This is a genomic window from Thermotoga sp. SG1 (assembly GCF_002865985.1).
Lineage (GTDB): Bacteria > Thermotogota > Thermotogae > Thermotogales > Thermotogaceae > Thermotoga.
In genome coordinates this window covers 1-21,335 of sequence record NZ_LNDD01000001.1, presented here as the reverse complement: position 1 = coordinate 21,335, position 21,335 = coordinate 1, and the positions used below count along the sequence as shown (strand labels likewise).

20 protein-coding genes and 1 pseudogene are annotated in these 21,335 nt (G+C 47.0%); 14 read left to right on the top strand and 7 right to left on the bottom strand.

Features of this window, described 5'->3' with window-relative positions; genetic code table 11:
• Window positions 1-2 precede the first annotated feature (2 nt).
• The 14 genes from AS006_RS00105 to AS006_RS00040 all read left to right on the top strand — a co-directional run bounded on the left by AS006_RS00105 (window position 3) and on the right by AS006_RS00040 (window position 13,435).
• Window positions 3-830 (top strand): peptidoglycan DD-metalloendopeptidase family protein, encoded by an 828-nt coding sequence (locus tag AS006_RS00105; protein ID WP_199167228.1) that lies wholly within the window; start codon window positions 3-5, stop codon window positions 828-830.
• A complete protein-coding gene (locus AS006_RS00100) occupies window positions 827-1,288 on the top strand; it encodes a DUF523 domain-containing protein (RefSeq protein ID WP_101512364.1) in 462 nt (153 codons plus the stop codon). Before AS006_RS00105 ends, AS006_RS00100 begins: the two co-directional genes overlap by 4 nt.
• Before the next feature lie 142 nt (window positions 1,289-1,430).
• The gene (locus AS006_RS00095; RefSeq protein ID WP_101512363.1) at window positions 1,431-2,522 is read left to right on the top strand and encodes an ROK family transcriptional regulator; all 1,092 of its coding nucleotides are present in this window, start codon (window positions 1,431-1,433) and stop codon (window positions 2,520-2,522) included.
• 13 nt (window positions 2,523-2,535) lie between these two features.
• Window positions 2,536-3,720, top strand: a complete 1,185-nt coding sequence (gene iolM / locus AS006_RS00090) for a scyllo-inosose 3-dehydrogenase (protein WP_101512362.1) — start codon at window positions 2,536-2,538, stop codon at window positions 3,718-3,720.
• 10 nt (window positions 3,721-3,730) lie between these two features.
• Entirely contained in the window at window positions 3,731-4,702 is a 972-nt protein-coding gene (gene iolN, locus AS006_RS00085; protein WP_199167226.1) for a 3-dehydro-scyllo-inosose hydrolase, read from the top strand.
• Window positions 4,703-4,706: 4 nt separating this feature from the next.
• A complete protein-coding gene (gene iolG / locus AS006_RS00080) occupies window positions 4,707-5,711 on the top strand; it encodes an inositol 2-dehydrogenase (RefSeq protein ID WP_101512361.1) in 1,005 nt (334 codons plus the stop codon).
• A complete protein-coding gene (locus tag AS006_RS00075; RefSeq protein WP_101512360.1) occupies window positions 5,708-6,565 on the top strand; it encodes a PfkB family carbohydrate kinase in 858 nt (285 codons plus the stop codon). The genes iolG and AS006_RS00075 overlap by 4 nt, the downstream gene beginning before the upstream one ends.
• Complete coding sequence (gene iolO, locus AS006_RS00070) at window positions 6,534-7,346, top strand: 5-keto-L-gluconate epimerase (protein WP_101512359.1); 813 nt, start codon at window positions 6,534-6,536, stop codon at window positions 7,344-7,346. Before AS006_RS00075 ends, iolO begins: the two co-directional genes overlap by 32 nt.
• Before the next feature lie 96 nt (window positions 7,347-7,442).
• Window positions 7,443-8,261: an FTR1 family protein gene (locus AS006_RS00065; RefSeq protein ID WP_101512358.1), complete on the top strand. Its 819-nt coding sequence runs from the start codon at window positions 7,443-7,445 to the stop codon at window positions 8,259-8,261.
• Between the two features lie 61 nt (window positions 8,262-8,322).
• Entirely contained in the window at window positions 8,323-9,654 is a 1,332-nt protein-coding gene (locus tag AS006_RS00060; protein WP_101512357.1) for an ABC transporter substrate-binding protein, read from the top strand.
• A 37-nt stretch (window positions 9,655-9,691) separates the two neighbouring features.
• The gene (locus AS006_RS00055) at window positions 9,692-10,576 is read left to right on the top strand and encodes a carbohydrate ABC transporter permease (RefSeq protein WP_101512356.1); all 885 of its coding nucleotides are present in this window, start codon (window positions 9,692-9,694) and stop codon (window positions 10,574-10,576) included.
• The gene (locus AS006_RS00050; RefSeq protein ID WP_233185559.1) at window positions 10,576-11,424 is read left to right on the top strand and encodes a carbohydrate ABC transporter permease; all 849 of its coding nucleotides are present in this window, start codon (window positions 10,576-10,578) and stop codon (window positions 11,422-11,424) included. The genes AS006_RS00055 and AS006_RS00050 overlap by 1 nt, the downstream gene beginning before the upstream one ends.
• Entirely contained in the window at window positions 11,424-12,503 is a 1,080-nt protein-coding gene (locus AS006_RS00045) for an ABC transporter ATP-binding protein (protein ID WP_101512354.1), read from the top strand. Before AS006_RS00050 ends, AS006_RS00045 begins: the two co-directional genes overlap by 1 nt.
• A 17-nt stretch (window positions 12,504-12,520) precedes the next feature.
• Window positions 12,521-13,435 (top strand): TIM barrel protein, encoded by a 915-nt coding sequence (locus tag AS006_RS00040; protein ID WP_101512353.1) that lies wholly within the window; start codon window positions 12,521-12,523, stop codon window positions 13,433-13,435.
• Here AS006_RS00040 and AS006_RS00035 read toward each other — a convergent pair.
• The 7 genes and pseudogenes from AS006_RS00035 to AS006_RS00005 all read right to left on the bottom strand — a co-directional run.
• Complete coding sequence (locus AS006_RS00035) at window positions 13,428-14,522, bottom strand: glycerol dehydrogenase (RefSeq protein WP_101512352.1); 1,095 nt, start codon at window positions 14,520-14,522, stop codon at window positions 13,428-13,430. The genes AS006_RS00040 and AS006_RS00035 overlap by 8 nt on opposite strands.
• 75 nt (window positions 14,523-14,597) lie before the next feature.
• Window positions 14,598-15,488, bottom strand: a complete 891-nt coding sequence (locus tag AS006_RS00030) for an AEC family transporter (RefSeq protein ID WP_101512351.1) — start codon at window positions 15,486-15,488, stop codon at window positions 14,598-14,600.
• Window positions 15,489-15,501: 13 nt separating this feature from the next.
• Complete coding sequence (locus tag AS006_RS00025) at window positions 15,502-16,488, bottom strand: Gfo/Idh/MocA family protein (RefSeq protein WP_101512350.1); 987 nt, start codon at window positions 16,486-16,488, stop codon at window positions 15,502-15,504.
• Window positions 16,482-17,699: a Gfo/Idh/MocA family protein gene (locus AS006_RS00020; RefSeq protein ID WP_101512349.1), complete on the bottom strand. Its 1,218-nt coding sequence runs from the start codon at window positions 17,697-17,699 to the stop codon at window positions 16,482-16,484. Before AS006_RS00020 ends, AS006_RS00025 begins: the two co-directional genes overlap by 7 nt.
• 13 nt (window positions 17,700-17,712) lie before the next feature.
• Window positions 17,713-19,707, bottom strand: a complete 1,995-nt coding sequence (locus tag AS006_RS00015) for an FAD-binding protein (RefSeq protein ID WP_101512348.1) — start codon at window positions 19,705-19,707, stop codon at window positions 17,713-17,715.
• Window positions 19,704-21,011, bottom strand: a complete 1,308-nt coding sequence (locus AS006_RS00010) for an NADH:flavin oxidoreductase (RefSeq protein WP_101512347.1) — start codon at window positions 21,009-21,011, stop codon at window positions 19,704-19,706. The genes AS006_RS00015 and AS006_RS00010 overlap by 4 nt, the downstream gene beginning before the upstream one ends.
• A gap of 10 nt (window positions 21,012-21,021) precedes the next feature.
• A pseudogene (locus AS006_RS00005) lies at window positions 21,022-21,335 on the bottom strand (methyl-accepting chemotaxis protein); the annotation flags it as partial.

Sequence of the window (21,335 nt, the reverse complement as noted above, 5' to 3'; positions counted from 1 at the left end):
GGATGGGGAGAATGAAAAGGAGAGTCATTCTTTTTCTTCTCATTGCATCACTTGCTGTCTGTGGGTTTTCGTCTTATTTTTTGATACACTATAGAGTTCAGAAAAATGACACTCTGTACAGTATCTCTTTGAATTTCGGTGTTTCTCCCTCTCTCATTCTTGACTGGAATCCTGGTATCACTCCCGCAAGTCTCAGAGTAGGGCAGGAGATCGTGATACCTCAACCTCCCGGTTATCTGTACACAGTGAAAAAAGGTGACACCCTCGACATAATTGCAAAGAGGTTTTTCACCGTGGCTTCTTTGATAAAAAAAGCAAATAACTTGGTATCAGACATCATCTACGCAGGTCAGAAACTCTTCATCCCTGAGAGCATCATAGGAAAGGCATTCAACGATGAGAAATTTTTCATATGGCCTGTTTACGGTGCCATCTCTTCTGGATTTGGCTGGAGGATACATCCTATAACTGGAAAGTACTCATACCATTCGGGGATTGATATAGCTGCACCCGAAGGAACTCCCATATTTGCTGCAGAGAGCGGAATAGTTGAATTTGCCGGAGAGAACGGAGGATACGGTCTCATGATAAAGATAAAGTCTTCCTCGTACGAACACGTGTACGGACATCTTTCTCAGATAGACGTTTATGAAGGACAATTTGTGAAGAAAGGTCAGATCATAGGGCGAGTTGGAAACACGGGCCTGAGTACAGGTCCCCATCTTCATTTTGAGGTCAGGGTAAATCAAAAAGCTACAAATCCTATGAATTACCTGCCAAACAAAATCTGGGTGTTGAAGAAAGAGTTCGTAAGTGTAGGCGGAGAATGAGGATACTGGTCAGTGCATGCCTTCTTGGTCTTCCTACCAGATACGACGCTCGTTCTAAGGCGAACAGAAGGATTCTGGAACTTCTCAAGGACCATATCTTGATACCAGTATGTCCAGAACAACTGGGTGGTCTTCCCACACCACGTCCTCGATGTGAAATACTCGGGGGACACGGCTGGACAGGAAACGAGCGTGTTGTCGACGAATTTGGAAACAACAAGACTGAAAATTTTCTCAAGGGAGCAGAGATCGCCCTCCAGATCGCCCGCCTTTTAAACGTGGATCTTGCCATCTTGAAGTCAAAGAGTCCCTCCTGCGGGAAGAACCTCGTGTACGATGGATCTTTTTCTGGAAGGCTTGTTCCAGGAAAAGGTGTTACAGCCTTTCTGCTGGAGAAAAACGGACTGAAAGTCTTCGAAGAAGACGAAGTATTCGTGAATAACAATGATCTTCTTTGAAAAGCGGCCCTTTCAGACAGTTATTTCCTTTTAATGAGAGGAAACGTTTGTTTCTTTCTCTTTTCTTATTTTTCCTTGTGTTGACAAATTGATTATAATATGGTTGGTTAGTAAATGAAAACAAACCTACTGGGGGATTTCGATGCTGGGTGAGGTCGAAAGAAGGATTCTTCAGACAATCAAAGACAGAGGGCAAATATCGAGAGTGGAAATAAGCAAGATTTTGAACATCAGCAAACCCGTGGTATCTCAGGTCGTGAGCAAGTTGATAGATCTGGGCTTCGTGAAAGAAATAGGTAAAAAAGAAAGCTCTTCAAAAGGTGGTAGAAGACCGATTTTGCTTTCTTTTGTTTCTGAGAGTAGATACGTTGTGGGAATGGATATTGGAGGAACGAAGATTGATGCGGTTCTCACAGATCTAGCAGGTAACATCCTGAAAAAGGAACACGTTGTTCTTCCTTCCAACCTGAACAAAGAAAAACTCCTTGAAGAAATTAAAAGGGTCATGGATCCGCTTCTCAAGTACGACAAAATTCTGGGAATCGGAATAGGAATACCGGGAACGGTCGATGAAAACCAGCTGATAAAGCGCATACCTGCGTTCGGTATCACAAATTGGGATTTGAAAAAGGAACTAGAAAATTCTACCGGTTATCCTGTTTTCATTGAAAACAACGCAAATCTCGATGCTTTCGCAGAGACCAGAGTGGGGGCGGGGAAGGGTTTTAAATGTGTTTTTCTCATATCCATAGGCTGGGGTATTGGCTCTGGTATTGTCTACGAGGGAAAAATCTTCAGAGGAGCGCGAGGAAAAGCAGGAGAGTTCGGCCACATGATAACAGATTGGACAATGGACAAAACAGTGGTACCAGAGAAAGGTTTTGGCCATCTTGAAGAGTGGTTCTCCGGTTATTCTCTGAAGAAAAAGTTTGGGAAAACCGTTGAGACTGTGTTCGACCGAAGTCCAGAGGAATTGAGAAAGAGCCTTGAGCACCTTGGAGTTGCGATAGCAAACGCCATGGTGATACTAGATCCAGATGTGGTGATCATAAAGGGAGGAATAGGGTTTCATCAGTTCGATAAGATAACACCTATTGTGAAATCGATCGTAGAGCAAATAGTTCCAAAAGACATCTTGGAAGACGTTGTTATCAAAAGAGGGGAGATAGAAGAATACGGTGTTGCGATCGGAGGAGCTCTGTATGTGATCGAAAACGCTCTGGGATTGAAATGAAGGGGGTGGTTCTATGAAGGCCGTGAGACTTCATGCAAAGTGGGACCCAAGGCCTGGTTTCAAACTGGGACCCAAAGATGTTGAAGGAAAACTCACCTGGCTTGGAAGTAAAGTGTGGAGATATCCGGAGGTGAAGGTGGAAGAAGTTTCAGAGCCAAAGATCGAAAAGCCCACGGAGATCATCATCAAAGTGAAAGCTTGTGGGATCTGTGGCAGTGACGTGCATATGGCCCAGACCGATGAAGAAGGCTACATTCTTTACCCAGGTCTTACCGGCTTTCCCGTCACTTTGGGACACGAGTTTTCCGGTGTTGTGGTGGAGGCAGGACCAGAAGCCATCAACAGAAGAACGAACAAAAGATTCGAGATCGGAGAGCCAGTCTGTGTGGAGGAAATGCTCTGGTGTGGCCACTGCAGGCCCTGTGTGGAAGGTTTTCCGAACCACTGCGAAAACCTGAACGAACTGGGATTCAACGTCGATGGAGCTTTTGCAGAGTACGTGAAGGTCGATGCCAAATACGCCTGGAGCCTCAGAGAACTGGAGGACAGATACGGAGACAGACTCTTCCTTGCGGGAAGCCTTGTGGAACCCACCTCCGTTGCTTACAACGCGGTGATTGTGAGGGGAGGAGGAATCAGGCCGGGGGACAACGTGGTGATACTTGGAGGAGGCCCCATAGGACTTGCGGCCGTTGCAATTTTGAAACATGCGGGAGCAGCGAAAGTGATCCTGTCGGAGCCTTCCGAAACAAGAAGAAACCTTGCCAGAGAGCTGGGGGCAGATCACGTGATAGATCCCACAAAGGAGAACTTCGCAGAGGCAGTGCTTGACTACACTAATGGCCTTGGGGCAAAGCTTTTCCTCGAAGCAACAGGTGTTCCTCAGATCGTCTGGCCACAGATAGAAGAGGTAATCTGGAGAGCCCGCGGTATAAACGCCACCGTGGTGATCGTGGCAAGGGCAGACGCGAAGATACCCCTCACCGGGGAGGTGTTTCAGGTCAGAAGAGCGCAGATCGTGGGTTCTCAGGGACACTCAGGTCATGGAACCTTCCCAAGAGTGATCAGTCTCATGGCATCTGGGATGGATATGACGAAGATCATCACCAAAACAATCTCCTTGGAGGAAGTGCCTGAGTACATAAAGAGGCTCCAAACCGACAAGTCCCTTGTGAAGGTTACCATGGTGAACGAGTGAGGTGAGAACTATGGGTAAGTGGCAAATTCCACCTGAAGGAGGTCACATGGAAAGGCCAACGGGTGTCTATTACCAGACGATGACGATGAAGCAGATAAAGGAAAGACTGAAAGAATGCGACCTCATAATAATTCCTGTGGGAAGCACGGAAAACCACGGACCGAATGCACCAACAGGAGAAGATACCTTCCTCGTCACGAGAATGGCCGAACAGGTCGCATTGAAAACAGGCTGCACAGTCGCAGAGCCCATCTGGTATGGATACCATCCATATCACCACATAGGAATGCCAGGAACGGTTCCTGTGAAAGATGAGGCGTTCATAGACTATCTTGTGAGCGTCATAGCAGGATTCTGGAACACCGGTTTCAGAAAGCAGATTCTTCTGAATGGTCACGGCCAGGAGTTCGTGATTCCTGTGGCCATCCACAAGTTCGCAAAGATTTTCCAGGTTCCTGCCATCATCATCAACCTCAACTGGTATCACGCCATACAGGACAAGTTCAAGACGAAGGAAGAAGGAGGCCCCTATGAAACACCGTTCATCCACGCAGACGAAGTGGAGACGTCCTGGAGCCTTGCACTCTTTCCGGAACTCATGCACCAGGAATGGGCAGTCGACACGGAGCCGAAAGGGTTCCTACCGGAAGGACACATAGACAAGGCAGGAAATCTCCTCCACAGACCCATTGCGTGGTACGGACACGTGGGAGGAGGTCCCATAGAGGTCGTGGCGTATCCTGAGGGGGTTGTGGGAAAGGCAACTCTCGCATCTGAAGAAAAGGCCAGAGAAGGAGTTGAAGCCCTTCTCGATTATCTGGAAAAACTCGTGAGGGACATCATGGAAAGGTTCCCGCCAGGGAAACTGCCACCTTCAGAGATGCTGTCTCAGAGGCCAAAGGAAGAACTCGATGCTCTTACGAAAGAGCCCCTTACGGAAGGCTGGAGGAATCTGTACACGGCTGGGAACCTGTGGGGATGAGACCGTGAAAATTGGAATAATTGGTTTGGGTCGCATAGGAACGATACATGCCGAAAACGCAAAACTCTTAGAAGACGTTGAACTGGTGGCGGTGTCCGATATAAGGCTTGAAAGGGCAAAGGAAGTGGCCGAGAAACTGAAGGTGAAAAAGGTCTTTGCCAGCCCGGAAGACCTTATACATGATCCAGAAGTGGAAGCGGTGATGATCTGTTCCAGTACCAACACGCACGCACCACTTGTTCTCGAATGTGCCAGAGCACGAAAACACGTGTTCTGCGAAAAACCCCTCTCTCTGGATCTGGCGGAAGTGGACAGGATGATAGAGGCAATGAAAGAGGCTGGAAGGATCCTCTTTGTTGGATTCAACAGAAGATTCGACAAGAATTTCAAAAGGGTAAAAGAAGCAGTAGAGGAAGGAAAGATAGGAACACCCCATGTTTTGAAGATAACGAGTCGGGATCCCGAGCCACCTCCGATAGAGTACGTGAAAGTTTCAGGGGGAATATTCCTCGACATGACCATACACGACTTCGATATGGCACGTTACATAATGGGTGAAGAAGTGGAAGAGGTCTACGCAAGTGGTTCTGTGCTTGTGGATGGGGAGATAGGAAAAGCGGGGGACGTGGACACGGCCGTGGTTGTTCTGCGTTTTAGAAGCGGTGCTCTTGGTGTGATAGACAACTCCAGAAAGGCCGCCTATGGCTACGATCAGAGGCTGGAAGTCTTTGGAACAAAGGGAAAGATCATCGTCGACAACGTCAGAGAAGACACCACCGTGCTCACAGATGAACAGGGTGACCACGGTTCGAAGTATCTTTATTTCTTCCTGGAAAGGTACAGAGAGTCGTATCTGGAAGAGTTGAAAACGTTCGTTAAAAATGTGGCAGAGAACGAACCACCGGCCGTGAATGGCGAGGACGGAAAAATGGCTCTTCTGCTGGGATACGCCGCAAAGAGATCTCTGGAAGAAAAAAGGGCCGTGAGACTGGAAGAGGTGATTACATGATAACCTTCATGGGGCACGTGTCGAAGGACATTAACGTGACACGTGGAAAAAAGGAAATAGCGTACGGTGGAGGAGTGGTGGCTGGTTCCATCACCGCAGCACTTCTTGGGGTGAAAGCGAAGGTAGTTACAAAGTGTGCAAGGGAAGATGTCGTACACTTTGAATTTTTGCGTGAAAATGGTGTTGAAGTGGTCTTTCTGGAAAGTACCAGGACAACCAGTATAGAGAATAGATACAAAGCCGGTCCGGATGAGAGGGAAAGTTTCCTGATTTCAACAGCCGATCCGTTCACAGAGGAGGATCTTCTACACGTTGAAGGAAAGGTTTGCCACGTGAATCCCCTGTGGTACGGTGAGTTTCCAGAAAAACTCATAACAAAACTGCGCAAAAAAGTGGATTTTCTGTCCGGAGACGCACAGGGTTTCGTCAGAGTTCCAGAAAACGAAAAACTCGTCTACAGAGACTGGAGAAAAAAAGAGTACCTGAGATTTTTTGATCTCTTCAAGGTCGATATCAAAGAAGCATCGGTTCTGACAGGAACAAAGGATCTAAAAGATGCGTGTAGAATCATTGGCTCTTTCGGTGCCAAGATTGTACTCGCAACTCACTCCGCCGGTGTTCTTGTGTTCGATGGAGAGTTCCATGAAGCACCTTTTGAAGGATGGACTATGGAAGGGCGAACAGGAAGAGGTGACACGTGTACTGCCGCGTTTCTCGTTGCTTTTCTCTTCAAGGGAATGAGTGTGGATGAGGCCACACGATTTGCGGCAAGGGTTACTTCTGTTAAGATGAGACATCCAGGACCTTTGAGGAGGGATGATGTTGAAACTCTCTTTGGTGATCAGCACCTCTGATGCAGCCTTCGACGCACTGGCTTTCAAAGGAGACCTGAAAAAAGGAATGGAACTTGCAAAAAAGATTGGCTATCAGGCAGTGGAGATCGCTGTCAGAGATCCATCCGTTGTGGACTGGGGCGAAGTGGCCAGGCTCTCAAAAGATCTGGAGCTTCCTATCTGTGCCATAGGAACCGGTCAGGCCTTCCTCGCCGACGGGCTTTCTCTGACGCATCCAGATGATAAAGTCAGAAAAAAGTCGATTGAGAGGGTCAAGAAGCACGCGGAGGTTGCAGAGTTATTTGAAGCTTTTGTTATCATCGGCCTTGTTCGTGGAAAAAGAGATGGAAGGTCGTATCGAGAGGTAGAGAAGATCTTTCTTGAGAGCATGGACTCTCTACTGAAGAATACGCAGAAGGTGAGATTCGTCATAGAGCCTCTCAACAGGTACGAGACGGATTTCATAAACACCGTTGAAGAGGCACTGAGGGTGATTGAAAAAATCAACTCCGACAGGGTGGGAATCCTCGCAGACACCTTCCACATGAACATAGAAGAGGTAAACGTTTCAGAGAGTCTGAAAGTGGCGGGAAAGAAACTGTACCACTTCCATGTGGCAGACAGCAACCGATGGGCACCGGGATGCGGACATTTTGACTTTTTGAGTACTTTCAGGACTCTGAAAGAACTCGGCTACGATGGATACGTCTCCGTTGAGTGTCTTCCTCTCCCAGAAGGGATGGAAAGAGCAGCAAAAATTGCTCTCAGGGTGCTGAAAGAACTGATTGTTAACTTAAGATGACATTGAATGGGCAGTATTGATTAATATTGAGAATAATGATAAACTAATTATCGCGTCATCCATCCCTGCAAAATTCGGAGAAGGAGGTAGAAAGCCATGCATCCCGGTGCCTTCCTGGTAACACTCAGAGAGGCTCTGGAAGCCAGTGTTATCATTGCGGTGATCCTTGCCTATTTGAAAAGAACCGGTAGAGGATCTCAAGCAAAGGACGTCTGGCTGGGAACATTTTTCTCCATTTTCGCAAGCATTGTTCTTGGAGCAATCGTTGTCTGGTTCTACGGAGGTATTGAAGAAAAAGAGCTTTTCGAAGGTGTGGCTTCTTACATTGCGGTGGTGGTACTCACAAGTATGATCTACTGGATGGTTACGAAAGGGAGAAACATCAAGTCAGAGATAGAGAAAAAAGTTAGCAAGGCTATCAGTAGATGGGCATTGATAGGATTTGCTTTTATTGTTGTCTTCAGAGAAGGTTTTGAAACGGTGTTATTTGTTACACCCTTCATGACACAGGATCTTGCAGGAACTGTTTTTGGTGTGGTTCTAGGTTTGATAAACGCGATGGCAATCGCTTTTATTTCCTACGTTGTGGGATTAAAGATCAACCTGAGAAAGTTCTTCTATTACAGTTCCATTCTGTTGATTTTTGTTGCTGCCGGACTTGCTGGTTATGGAACGCACGAATTCATTGAGTGGGCAGAAGAGGAAGGAGTTGATCTTGGCTTTTTCCAGAAAGAGGCTTACAATCTAGGAATTACCGAAGACAATGTGTGGCATCACAAGGGACTCTTGGGATCCATTCTGGCGGTTCTTTTTGGATACTCCACAAAAATGGAATGGGGCAGAGTTTTCGTTCAGTTTGGATATCTGATCGTGGCGCTCTATCTGATTCTGCGGGCCTACAGGAAAGAAATTTGATGTTTTTTAACGAAAATTAAAAAAATAGTGATAAAATTAATAAAACGGGGGGGGTGAAAGCATGAGGAAACTTTTACTTTTGATCATCTTGGCTGTGAGTCTTTTGATGTTTGCAGAGGAGATCATCATCACCGCGTGGACCGTGGGACCCGACAATCCGTCTTACTACAGGTTCGACAATCTGAAAACAGCCGCAGAAAGGTTGAACAAGATTTTGAAAGATCTTGGCGTCGATCTCACGATCAAAGTCGACGGTTATTTTGACACCACAGACTGGAGTTCTTTTAAACAAAAAGTCGTCTTTGGAATCAAATCTGGCCAGACGGTGGACATCATCTGTTCGGGACACGACGACATAGGAGCCTGGGCGAAAGCAGGTTATATCATTCCTCTAGACGACTACGTGAAGAAGTACTGGGACGAAGTGTACTACGACTTCATCCCATCACTTTGGGAGGCAACAAAGTACAAGGGAAAGATCTACGGAATACCACAGGACACAGAAGCAAGGCCCTTCTACATCAACAAGCAAGTTCTGAAGAGGCTCGGCTGGTCGGATGAAGAGATCAATTCTTTGCCGGACAGGATTGCCAAAGGAGAGTTCACCTTTGAAGACTTCATTGAAGTGGCAAGAGAAGCCGTTGAAAAGGGTCTTGTGGAATGGGGACTTTACCACAGGCCGAAAGCAGGTATCGATTACTACCAGCTCATGATCAGCATGGGTATCGACTTCTACGATGAGGAAAAGGCTGTGTTCGTTTACAACGTGGAAGAGATGAAAGACTACTTCAAGCTCCTCTACGACCTTGCGAACACCTACAAGATCCTTCCAAAAAACATGATAGGAACACCGTGGACCTCCGTCCACAAAGACTTCACGAGCGGAAAAGTCTTTGCGTGGATGGGTGGAACGTGGAACTGGGCTGAATGGAAGAAAGATTATGGAAAAACAGAAGAAGAACTTCAGAATATGTTCATCCTTGCTCCCGTTCCGAAGTTCAGAGACAGAGGAAGACCGAACACCCTGTCCCATCCAATCGTTTACATGATCCCAAGCACGAGTAAATATCCGGACATAGCATTCTTGCTCATAACCTTGGCTTCTGCACCGGAACTCAACATGAGACACGCTGTTGAGAGTGGGCACCTGCCAATCAGATGGCAGCAGACAGTGCTTCCTGAATATACGAAAGAATTCATCATGGTGGAAGGAACAAAGCTTTTGCCGTACTCTGGTTTCATTCCAAACGATGACATGTTCAATCTCTACAACCAGATCATCTTCGAAGGTATGCAAATGGCCGAAAGTGGAATGGATCCAGAGAAAGTAGCGGAGGACGTAGCAAAGAGGTTGAAGTCTCAGCTGAAAGACCGGGTTGTGATCGTGGAGTGAGGGAGCTTTCCCTCACTCTTTTTGCGAGGTGAACGGGGTGAAGAGATTGAAACCGCTGCTTTTGCTCTCTCCTCTTCTTGTTCTTGTAGTCATCTTCTTTGTGATTCCTGTTGTTCTCACCATAGTGATCGCGTTCACAGATATGGACTATTCGTTCGTATGGAATTTTGTGGGGTTTCAGAATTTCAAGGATATCTCCACGGATTTCATCATTCCACGTGTGATTGCGAACACCTTCATATACACTTTTGGTACACTGGGACTTTTCAATCTTGGAACGGCCCTACTCATATCACTTCTCACCACATCGATCAGCGATAGGTGGGGTAACTTTTTCAGAACTCTCTGGATGCTTCCCAGACTCACACCATCTGTTGTCTATGGACTTCTCTGGCTCTGGATGTTCGATCCTACAGAATACGGGCTTGTGAACTTTCTTCGGGGATTCTTCGGTCTCCCTCCCCAGGACTGGCTTCACAGCGCTCCCATGTGGATGGTGATCTTTGCCAACGGTTTCATAGGTGCTTCGATGGGAATGCTCGTTTTCACAGCGGCGATAAAATCCATACCAGAGGATTACTACAGAGCAGCTTGCATCGATGGGGCAAGCTGGTTCATGGTGGTGAGGAGAATCACACTTCCTCTGATAAAATGGCATCTTCTCTTCGTGACAGCATACCAGACACTTTCCCTTCTCGCATCCTTCGAATACATACTCATCATCACGGACGGTGGACCTGTTTACAGAACGGAGGTGTGGGCGCTCTACACATACCACAACGCCTTTTCACATTTCAGATTTGGATACGGTGCAGCCCTTTCGGTCATCCTTGTTATCATAGGTGTGGTTTCCGCTCTCGTTTACATGAAGTTTTTCGGTTTTGAATCTCTTATGGAAAAACCGAAGGTCGAGGTGGAATGATGAAACTCTCGTTCTGGCAAAAAAATTCGGAAAAAATCAGAAATTTTGTGATAATCCTTGTCCTTTTTCTCATAACCTCACCGATTCTGGTGGGATACGTGTGGCTCATTCTGAGATCTTTCAGTGAAGATCTTGTAAACGGCTTTGTTCCTACAAAACTCACCCTGAAAAACTGGAGATTCCTCTGGCAGGAGATCAAGGGATATCCGAACATCTGGCACACTACGCTGAACACCGCTTTGCTGGCACTCGGTGTGATGGGAGTAGAGGTGTCGATCACAAGTCTTGGTGGATACGCCCTTTCCAGGTACGACTTTCCGGGAAGATCCTCTATGATGAAGTTCATTCTCGCACTTCATGCTTTTCCGGCAATATCTCTCATGACGGCTGTGTTTTATCTTCTTTGGACGCTTAGGCTGCTGGATACCCTCTGGGGAGTGATACTCCTCAAAGTCTCTCTGGAAGTGCCGTGGGGCACCTGGATAATGAAGGGGTTTTACGATGGTATCCCCTGGGAACTCGAGTGGGCAGGGCTTGTTGATGGCTACAGCAGATTCGAGGTGTGGAGAAAGATTCTTCTTCCACTTGTAAAGCCAGGGATCGCTGTAACTGCCATTTTTGCCTTCCTTTCCGGATGGTCTGAATTTGTTTTTGTGAACACCTTCATCTTCTCGCAGAACCTGTGGACGCTCTCAAAGTACGTGAAGGGATTCATCGGAGACTACAGATTCGCAGACTACGGTCTTGTAACCGCCGTGGGATTGTTCTACATGATACCAACGATCATCTTCTTTTTCTTCGTCAGCAAACACATGATAAAACTAACCATCGGGGGAGTGAAGGGATAATGCCCAGCATCAGGGTTGTGAATTTGAAGAAATATTTCGGGAAAGTGAAAGCGGTTGACGGTGTGAGTTTCGAGGTGAAGGATGGAGAGTTCGTTGCGTTGCTCGGTCCGTCTGGCTGTGGCAAAACCACCACTCTTCTGACGCTTGCTGGCATCTACAAACCCACGTCGGGTGAGATATACTTCGACGATGTTTTGGTCAACGACGTTCCACCGAAATACAGAGAAGTGGGAATGGTTTTCCAGAACTATGCGCTCTATCCTCACATGACAGTTTTTGAGAACATCGCCTTTCCCCTGAGGGCAAGAAAGATGCCAAAAGAAGAGATAGAAAAAAGAGTCGTTGAAATCGCTCAAAAACTCCTCATAGACAACCTTCTCGAAAGAAAACCTTCTCAACTCTCCGGTGGCCAGCAGCAGAGGGTAGCACTCGCAAGGGCATTGGTGAAGCAACCGAAGGTGCTCCTTTTTGATGAGCCTCTCTCGAATCTCGATGCGAACCTGAGAATGCTCATGAGGGCAGAAATTAAGCATCTTCAGCAGGAACTAGGAATCACATCTGTATATGTCACACATGACCAGGCAGAGGCGATGACGATGGCATCGAGAATTGCGGTCTTCAACCAGGGAAAACTCGTTCAGTACGGAACACCGGATGAGATATACGAAAACCCGAAGAACATGTTCGTTGCCTCGTTCATAGGTAATCCCCCGACGAATTTCCTGAAGGGTTTTTCTGTGGAAGTGGAAAAAGGCCAGACAATTCTGAAAAGAGACGATGTGGTTTTGAAGATTCCAAAAGAGTTGAAAGTGAACCTGAAAGAGGTGGTCGTTGGTATAAGACCGGAACACTGTGAAGTGATTTATACTAAGCAAGAAAACGCAATTCCCGGTACAGTTTACGTGGTCGAGCCCCTTGGGAGAGATATAATAGTAAACGTTCAGACCGACAGAGGAGAACTCATAAAGGTGTTCGGAAATCCAGAGCGGATTCCATCTGTTGGAGAAAAGGTGTTTCTTGTTCCGCACCTAGAAAAGATTCATCTTTTCAACCCGGAAACGGAGGAGACGATCTTATAGAGAAGAAGGTGTAGAAGATGATAAAAGGTATTGGAACAAACGTTGATACAAGAAGGGTGAACGGATCGATAAAGAGACTGGTGAGTGAACTGGAGTTCTTCAAAAGTATTGGATTTGACTATGCGGAGATTCCCGCTGCCGGGCTTGACGTGATAGCAAGAGGGCGCATCATAAAGAAAAGGCTTGAGAGGGTAAAAGAGATACTCTCCAATTACAACTTCAGGTACACGGTGCACGCACCGGACGTTATAAACCTCAAGAGGAAGACAAATCCCTGGCATTACAAAGTGATGGAAGCGGTTATAGAGTTTGCCGGAGAGATAAACGCTGAAGTCATCGTCTATCATTACAACGAAGTGGATCATTCAATCGACGTCCCAGAGAGAATACAGCATCGAGCGGAGATCCTGGCCCTTCGGGAACTGGCGGACTTGGCAAAAGAAAAAGGCATTGTCATCGGTGTGGAGAACGTCCAGCATTCTGTTTCCGAAGTTCTGGAACTGGTGAAGCAGGTGAACCATCCGAACGTGAAACTCACCGTAGACATTGGGCACTTGTTCATACTCACAAGCTATCGAGGCCTTAACTTCTACGAGGAGTTGAAAAAGGGCCTGCCCTACGCTGTGGAACTCCACGTCAGTGACAATTTCGGTGAGTCTTCTCAAACGTACCAGCAAATACCCGATGTTGAAGCATTCAGATTCGTGTACGGAATAGGGGATCTCCACCTCCCCATCGGGGAAGGGGACATCCCCTACAATAGAGTCTTCAAGACAATAAGAGAGTCTGGTTTTAGCGGGATCGTCATTCTGGAGATAAACTCCATGGACAGGTTCGCAGACGAGTACACGGACTCTCTCAACCTTCTGAGAAGGCGTCTGATTCTTGCGGCAAACAACAACAAGACGAAAAAAAGAAGAAAAGTCAAGTGAGGTTTTTCCTCATTTTTCCGTATCTGTCCGCTGCTTTCAGAGCAAAGAACACGTCTTCTGGTGTCACAGGACGGGGTTCGTTGTGTATCGTTTCGTTCTTGTCGCAGGCCTTTTCTGCCACTTTCATCAGATCCTCGTCTGAAACATCACCGAGCCCTATCTCTGCCAGGGTTGTGGGCAGTCCCACTTCCTCACAGAAGGAGTAGACTTCCTCGATCATCTCTCTGGGTTTGTCTGTCAAAAACAGCGAGGCGAGGACCCCTATTGCAACCTTCTCTCCGTGTAGATACTTGTGAGTTTCTTCCAGAACGGTGAGGCCGTTGTGTATGGCGTGGGCAGCTGCCAGCCCTCCACTTTCGAACCCCAGACCGCTCAACAGTGTGTTTGCCTCGACGATCCTTTCAAGAGCCGGTGTGACAGACTTTTCCTCCACAGATCTCTTTGCGAGCATGCCGTACTCGAGGAGTGTTTCGTAGCAGAGCCTTGCCAGTGCGTAAGCGGTCATTGAACCGATCCTTCCTGTCATGTTCGGTGCGTGCTTTTGTTTGCACGATTCTGCCTCAAACCACGTGGCAAGGGCATCTCCCATTCCGGCAACAAGAAATTTTGCAGGGGCTTTCGCTATGATCTTGGTGTCGACAAGAACGACATCTGGATTTTTTGGCAAGAACAAGTATCTTTTGAACTCACCACTCGGTGTGTAAATCACGGAAAGAGCGCTGCATGGAGCATCCGTAGAGGCAATGGTTGGAACTATCACAACGGGTCTTTTCAACTCATAGGCGACCGCTTTGGCTGTATCGAGAGTTTTTCCGCCACCTATGCCCACCACCACGTCTGTTTCCTCTTTTGCGAGACCTGAAAGTCTTTCTATCTCTTCGTCTGAACACTCTCCACCGAAGATCTGTTTGTTTACCCTGACCCTTGTGAAAGAACCGAAGAAATCTTCTCCCAGCACGTTCTTGTCTACAAAACCGTCGATCACCACAAACGCCCTCTCTCCAAAGCGGAAAAGTTCTTCTTCCAGAACATCAATCGCCCCTGCTCCCTGAACGTACCTACCCGGGAATATGGTGGTTGTGATCATCACATCACCTCCCGGTTCCATTTTAAACTCTACATGTTACGTATTTCACAATGTGGGGAAAATTTTTCGGGAAGATCAACCGAAGATCTTTTCGAGCAAAACTGCCCAGATGGGAAGGGTGAATATAGCAAAGAAGGTGGTGAGGGTAACACCGTAGCCCACCGTTTCGCTGTCACCACCCAGAGCGGAGGTGAGAACAACTGCGTTCACGGCAGCGGGCATGGCCGTTTCCAGAACGAACACCTTGGCGGTGAGTCCCTCGAGTCCGTAGACCATCGCAAAGATCAGTGCAAGAAGTGGTGCAAGAAAGAGTTTGTTCACAACAATGATTCCTCCTACCCTTGAGAGATGTCTGCCCAGTTTCAATCTGGAAACAGACATTCCCACATAGAGAAGAAGATACGGTATGGCAGATTGTTTCAGCATGAGCACGGTATCTACAATCCACTCTGGAAGTTCTCTATAACTCCATCCCATCTTTCCTGTGAGAAATCCAGCAAGCAAGGCGTATATGTAAGGAAGTTTAAAAAGATTTTTGACATTTACTTTTTCTCCCAGAAACATGGGAAGAACGGCAGAAAACATGATGATGTTTAAAGTGGCGTAGACCACTCCCAGGGAGAGCGCTTCTTCCCCCCACAGCGAAAGAAGGATGGGATATCCCAGATATCCTACGTTTGCTGTCACGGCGGTGATGTGAATCACCTCTTTTTTCTCTTTAAAGAGTCTGGAGTAGAGATAGAAGACAACAAAAATTATGGCCACTCCAAGACCAAATTCTCCAAGGATTGAAAGGCTGGGAGTGTACTCGTTTATGAAAGTGAACGTCACCGTTGGCACCATCACCCAGATTGCAACCTTTGAAGCAAGTCCCATGACCTCTCTAGAAAAAACCTTCCCCACCGTGTAGCCGATGAGGATGATTAGAAAGGAAGGAATAATGGCAGTGAATGTCGTGTAGAGCATATATTTTCCTCCTTTAGATCTGAACGATCCGCCCCGTGTCCGCTGAAAGTCTTGCTTTCAGAGCAACTTCCGTGGTGAGAATTGAATCCTCTGGTGTCACCATGCACTTTCCCTGACCACGTATTTCTTTCAGGAAATCCCTGAAGATCTGTCCTTCTTCCACCAGGGGAACTTCTCTGTGGCCTTTGTCATCGGTCAGGAAAACCCTTTCGTGGATAACTTCGACAATTCCATCGGTTCCCACTATTCTCATTCTATCATCGTCATGGGTGGGAGCCCCCTGGGGTCTGAGATAATCTATAGTGAGTGAGGCAAAAATCTCTTCTTCCAAAGTGAAGTGACAGAGTGCGGTGGTTTCCAATTCCCCGTGGTCCAGGTTATGGCGGCGTGAATGGGTGGCATAGACGGAAAGGAACCTTTTTCCAACGATCCAGTGTATCCAATCGATCGCGTGTATCCCAACCCAGGGAATCGTACCACCGAAGGTTTCTCTTTTTTTGTAAAAATCCGGTCTTTTGCCCAGTTTATAGGATTTCTGCGTGTTCACAAGCCTTATCTCACCGATTGCACCTTCATCGACTAACCTCTTAGCGGTAAGAAAGTGAGATCTGTATCTAATACCGAACATGGCAGCAAAAAAGACTCTGCCTTTCACTTTCCGGTATGTATCTTTGATTCTTTCAAGATCCTCAAAGGTTGTGGCTATGGGTTTTTCTACGAAGGAATGAATACCTCTTTCAAGAGCCTCGAGCAGAATCTTTCCGTTCAGAGAGAAGATCGTGTTTATGACAAGGATGTCTGGTTTTTCCTCATCTAACATTCTTCTCCAATCTTCGTACCTTTTCGGGGTGATGTTCATCTCGAGCAGAGTTTTTTCCAGTTTCGACATGTCTTCCTCTGGCGTTCCGGGGGAGATTCCTATGATTTTACATCTCTCGTCCAGGCCTTTCAGGACGTAGCCAAAGTGACCGGAGGAACCTACGATACATATCTTCAGCATGTTATCTCTCCTTCAAGACCCTCGAAGTTCCCAAGTCTCACTTCTTCTCCACGTTTTGCCCAGGGAAGACCAAGTTCTGAGAAGATCTTCTCATTTTTGTACGCCTTTTCCATCGCTTCTTTCAATCCTTCTACCCAGATCAGAGGCGGGTTGCCCTCAACTCTCTTCATTTCGTCTGGAAAATCCTGTATCCCTTTCATGGAAATGTGAGCTCCGTTTATAGCGATCGTGTGAGCCATGGCCGACTCGAGAGTGCAGATGAATTCCTCTTTCCCCCTAGCAACCTCCACCGCGATCCAGAGCTTTCTCATACTTCCATGATCTGTGGGTCCGTAGACCTCCTTTTTTCCGTCGTTGTAAACCACCAGAAGGTTTTCTGCGCTTTCTGGATACTCTGGATAGTTGCAAAGAACGCGTGCCTTTTCGAATCTGTACTCAAAGACCGGTCCTATGCGTTCCTTCACCGCATGGGTTGCAAAAAAGAAAACCGGTGTATCTTTCACCATCATCTTCAAAGCGCACGTATCGAAACTCTCTATATCGTTTGCCCTGTAAAGTTCTGCCACGATGCTGTCTGGGTAAGCACTGCCCTCCATTTTCTCACCCAGCAGGAAGAACATGTTGTGAAGGAAGTGGGCTGTCGCGTTTCCTGCCACACTGTCCAGAACCCATCGGCCGTTCACTTTCATCTTTCCAGCCCAGGAATTTCTCCTGTAGTAAGCGGTGTCTCTGGGCCATAGAACGATCGTTTTGAATAGAACAGGCCTTCCGAATCTTCCTGAGAGTATGTCTTTCTTCAATCTGAGAACCGCCGGATTGTAGGACCACTGGTAGCCTATCGCAACGATTTTTTTATATCTGTCTCTACACTCGATCATTCTTTTGACTTCTTTTACCGTTGCTGCGGCCGGTTTTTCACAGAGTACATGACTGCCATTTTTGACGGCAAGGCATGTCTGTTCACAATGATAGTGTATGGGAGAAGATACGATGGCAAGATCCACTGTGTGGTGTGAGTAGAATTCCTCAAGGGAATCATATATGGGAACATTCAAAGATCTAAGTTCCTCGTAAAATCTGCAATTTTGAGGAGATGGATCGACCGCCCCTGCTATCTGCACTCCTCTTTCTCTTCCTTCTTTTAGAATGTGTTCAACGTATTTGTTTCCGTATCCTCCAATACCCACAAGCACAACGGATACTTCTTTCATACTTTTTTCCTCCTTACCTGAAAATCTCTCGTCTCATGAAGCTGTTCCACACCGTCTCGAACCAGGTATCTTCTCTTGGAATTTCCTTCACTGGATCCCAGAAGAACTCGCACTTGCCATCTTTGTATTCGACTCTTTGAATCTTTCTGTTGAAGGATTCATCCGCCAGACTGTATCTGAACATCTCTGGCAGGTTTGGAACCGGTAGTTCTCCATTCGGATCGTAGACGATATAAGATCCTCTGCTTCTTCCACCGGACTCTATGTAGTTTTCAACGGCAGAGATGTACACGTACTGGGTGAGAAGGATGTCGTGTAACCTGAAAGCGAAAGGAAGCTGTTTTATCGAAGAAATTTCTATCCTGTCGACCAGAGTGTTGAGATCCTCCAGTGCCTCGTTCTTTCCCCTTCTTGCTTCTTCGAGAGACCTTACAATCCCCATGCTTTTCATAGAACGATCGCTTGTTCCTTTGAGGATGAACGATATGTTCGACCTTCCGATGATCCTTTTTGCAAAGCGTTCACCCAGTTCGATCTTTTTGAGAATTTGTTCCCTTGCTTCTTCCAAGAATTCTTCCTCTTTCAATGGATCACCAGAATAGTTTTCCACCACGTACTGGGCGGCCCTTATTCCGCCCACCTGTCCAGAATTTAGAGCGCTTCCGCCCGGTCTGTAAACACCGTGGGTTCCGTTTACCTCTCCCACCGGGAAAAAGTGTTTCAAGTTACTTTCCCACCAGATGTTTCCATGAAGGCCTCCGTTGTTGTGCTGGGCGCACACTCCGATTTCCAGATAATCCTTTCTCAGATCTATTCCATGTTGTAGATAGATCTCTATGGCCGGTCTGTTCATTTTTTCGAGTCTGTCTATGGGGCGTCCAAATAGTGCTCCCGAGTTTTTCAGATACTCGTAAGCCTCTTTTCCAAGGAGAGAAAAATCCAGTTCACCGTTCTTGCTTCCCCAGCTCGGATTTCTTGTGAAATCGAGCCACACTCTTCTTCCTTTGATCACCGTTTCGTAAAAGACGAGGATGTCTATCAGTGAGGAGCCGTAGTTTTTCACTTTTCTTACGTCGAACGGCCATTGATAACCTTTCAGAAAGATAGCTGTGAGCATCGTTGAAGGGTCGGGGAAGTATTCTTCAAGGAACTCCTTTTCATCGTTTCCGTTCTCATCCGTGGAAACGTACCTTGGGATAACCTGCTGGTACGTACCAGAGAGATTCCATCTGAACTTTCTGGAGGCAATCCCGAACTGCCACTCCGTGAGATTCTTTCCCCAGACACCCGCTTCCAAGGCAGCACCTGTGGCACCGAAATGAACGGGGGGATAGACCGAATGGAAGTAGAACATCCCGGCGGGTCCACCCGTGGCGTAAATCACGTTTCTGGTGTTGAAAAGAACGTACCTCTTCTCCGGATCGTTGATGTTTTTCAGATCGAGGGCGATCAAGCCGATTACTTTTTCTTTGTTTTTATCTGTTAGAACACCTATCACCTGGTATCCTTCAAAGATTCTGATGCCTTTTCTTCTGACCTCTTCAAGGAGTCTCTCACACATGTAATAGGAAGTCAAAGGACCAGCAGAAGTTGCTCGCTGCTTAGGGTCGTGATCTGTTTTGTATCCCACGTACTCTCCGTATCTTGAATGTGGAAAGGGCACTCCGATCTCTACAAGTCTGAAGAAGGCACGTGTGGAAAGGGCAGCCTCGACGAGGGCGATGTCTCCATCCATACTTCCACCGTTGAAGAGTGTTTCTGCAAGATCGTAAACGGAATCCGGTGTGTCTCCTGCAAGTGTGAGTTTGTAATAAGTTTGCTTGTCAGAGCCGGTGTTTCTGGAAGTTCCCCATTTGAGGTTTTCGGTCACAAGAGCCACGTCTTTTTGCCCGAGTGAAAACACCCTATCTGCTGCGTTCAAGCCGGCAGCGCCAGATCCCACCACAACTGTGTTGAGCGAGAAAACTCTGACGGTGTGGCCGTTCAACTTCACGGTGGATTTTCTCATTTTTTCTGGCTCTCCTCCATCTTTTTGTATATGGGAAGGTAAACCTCACTGTCTCTGATCACACATCCACAGCTTTCTCCTGCGGCTTTCAACTCTGCACATTTGTTACAGGTGATGCAGACTCTCTTTGGATCGAGACTTCCTTTGAGAAGGATATCCTTCGGATAGTCTGGGTATGCGAAGGTCATCCTTCCGAATCCTACGAAATCGCACCAGTAGTTTTTCAAGACACCGGCCGCAACATAAGGTGCAAGCTGTCTAAACCAGGTGAATCCGCTGGCAACTACGAGGGTTTTCGTGAGGGTTTCCTTTGCCAGTTTCGCTAGATTCAAAAGGCGTGCGACCCCAACGATGGGATGTTCGGGAGGGTTGTACTTTCCTATTTCATCGTAAGGTCTGTTTATATGGGGTTTCAGATATGGTGTGGATGCGGTGACGTTGATGATTTTCGCTTCGAGATCTTCCAGTTCTCTGAGAAGTCTTTTCGGTTCGGTGAAATTGAGTGATCCTTCCTCATTTGAACCCCATCCATACGGATAAGGTATGAAATCGGAAAGGTTCAGTCTCACCGTTATGTCTATCTTGGTTCCCTCTTTTATCAATTTGATGATATCTTTCAAAAGTTTTGTTCTGTTTTCGTAAGAACCACCGTATTTTCCTTCTCTCGTGTGAGCCGCCAGAAGTTCAGAAAGAAGGTATCTGTGGCATGCCTTTATATCCACAGCGTCAAATCCTGCTTTCTCCGCAAGTTTTGCCGCCTTCAGATATTCTTGTTTCAGATTTTCCAACTCTTCATCGGACATAATCGGGAAGTCTTTCGTTATACCGTACTTTTCGTCCAGGAATTTGTCATGAAAGAGGATCTTCTTGTTCTTTCCAAACCTTCCGGGATGAGTGAGCTGTGCTACAACGTAGGGTTCAAAACCGTTCACTTTTAAAGAGACATCTTTGATTTCGGCCACAAAACTTCTGAAAGCATCGACTGTTTCATCTATCAGCATCAGTTGCTTATCGTTTCCTCTCACTTCTTTGGAGATGGCGATGGCTTCAACCCAAATGATACCTGCTCCACCTTCGGCGAGCCTTCTGTAGCGTCTCAGAGTGAGAGGACCGGGCGTTCCATCGATCTGGGCGTCGTTTCCTTCCATGGGCTGATCGACGAACCTGTTCGGGATTGTCTTTGAACCAAGATCAACAGGCTGTTTGAAAACATCGAAATCATCAGAAAAGGGAATATCAATACCAAGGGAGATCGCTTCCCATCGCATCTCATCCAGTGTTTTGTATTTGAACCTCTTTTTCACAGTGTCCACCTCACACCCTGAACTTTTGAACGAGCGAGGAAAGATTCTCGGAAAGTTCAGAAAGTCTCTCTGCTGCCTCACTGACTTTTGCAGAGGAGCTGGTCTGGTTTTCGATGAGGGACTCCATTCTTGAGAGACTTTCCACAACTTTCTCCACAACCTTTGTGACGTTGTCCATGGCACTCGCCATCTCTTCCGCCGCAGCTCCCTGCTCCTGAGCTGTTGCCGCCGTGTTCTCTATCATGCTGTTGATCTCTTCTATCCTCCCAAGGATCTCTTTGAACCTCTTTGTGATCTCTTCCCCCTTCACCGCTATCTCATCAA

Excerpts from the sequence above, each read along its gene's own strand:
- AS006_RS00015 (WP_101512348.1), bottom strand. The coding sequence starts at position 19,707 with ATGAGAAAATCCACCGTGAAGTTGAACGGCCACACCGTCAGAGTTTTC.
- AS006_RS00065 (WP_101512358.1), top strand. The coding sequence starts at position 7,443 with ATGCATCCCGGTGCCTTCCTGGTAACACTCAGAGAGGCTCTGGAAGCC.
- AS006_RS00040 (WP_101512353.1), top strand. The coding sequence starts at position 12,521 with ATGATAAAAGGTATTGGAACAAACGTTGATACAAGAAGGGTGAACGGA.
- AS006_RS00025 (WP_101512350.1), bottom strand. The coding sequence starts at position 16,488 with ATGCTGAAGATATGTATCGTAGGTTCCTCCGGTCACTTTGGCTACGTC.
- AS006_RS00020 (WP_101512349.1), bottom strand. The coding sequence starts at position 17,699 with ATGAAAGAAGTATCCGTTGTGCTTGTGGGTATTGGAGGATACGGAAAC.
- AS006_RS00105 (WP_199167228.1), top strand. The coding sequence starts at position 3 with ATGGGGAGAATGAAAAGGAGAGTCATTCTTTTTCTTCTCATTGCATCA.
- AS006_RS00095 (WP_101512363.1), top strand. The coding sequence starts at position 1,431 with ATGCTGGGTGAGGTCGAAAGAAGGATTCTTCAGACAATCAAAGACAGA.
- iolM (WP_101512362.1), top strand. The coding sequence starts at position 2,536 with ATGAAGGCCGTGAGACTTCATGCAAAGTGGGACCCAAGGCCTGGTTTC.
- AS006_RS00100 (WP_101512364.1), top strand. The coding sequence starts at position 827 with ATGAGGATACTGGTCAGTGCATGCCTTCTTGGTCTTCCTACCAGATAC.
- AS006_RS00060 (WP_101512357.1), top strand. The coding sequence starts at position 8,323 with ATGAGGAAACTTTTACTTTTGATCATCTTGGCTGTGAGTCTTTTGATG.
- AS006_RS00035 (WP_101512352.1), bottom strand. The coding sequence starts at position 14,522 with ATGATCACAACCACCATATTCCCGGGTAGGTACGTTCAGGGAGCAGGG.
- AS006_RS00075 (WP_101512360.1), top strand. The coding sequence starts at position 5,708 with ATGATAACCTTCATGGGGCACGTGTCGAAGGACATTAACGTGACACGT.
- AS006_RS00030 (WP_101512351.1), bottom strand. The coding sequence starts at position 15,488 with ATGCTCTACACGACATTCACTGCCATTATTCCTTCCTTTCTAATCATC.
- AS006_RS00045 (WP_101512354.1), top strand. The coding sequence starts at position 11,424 with ATGCCCAGCATCAGGGTTGTGAATTTGAAGAAATATTTCGGGAAAGTG.
- iolN (WP_199167226.1), top strand. The coding sequence starts at position 3,731 with ATGGGTAAGTGGCAAATTCCACCTGAAGGAGGTCACATGGAAAGGCCA.
- AS006_RS00050 (WP_233185559.1), top strand. The coding sequence starts at position 10,576 with ATGAAACTCTCGTTCTGGCAAAAAAATTCGGAAAAAATCAGAAATTTT.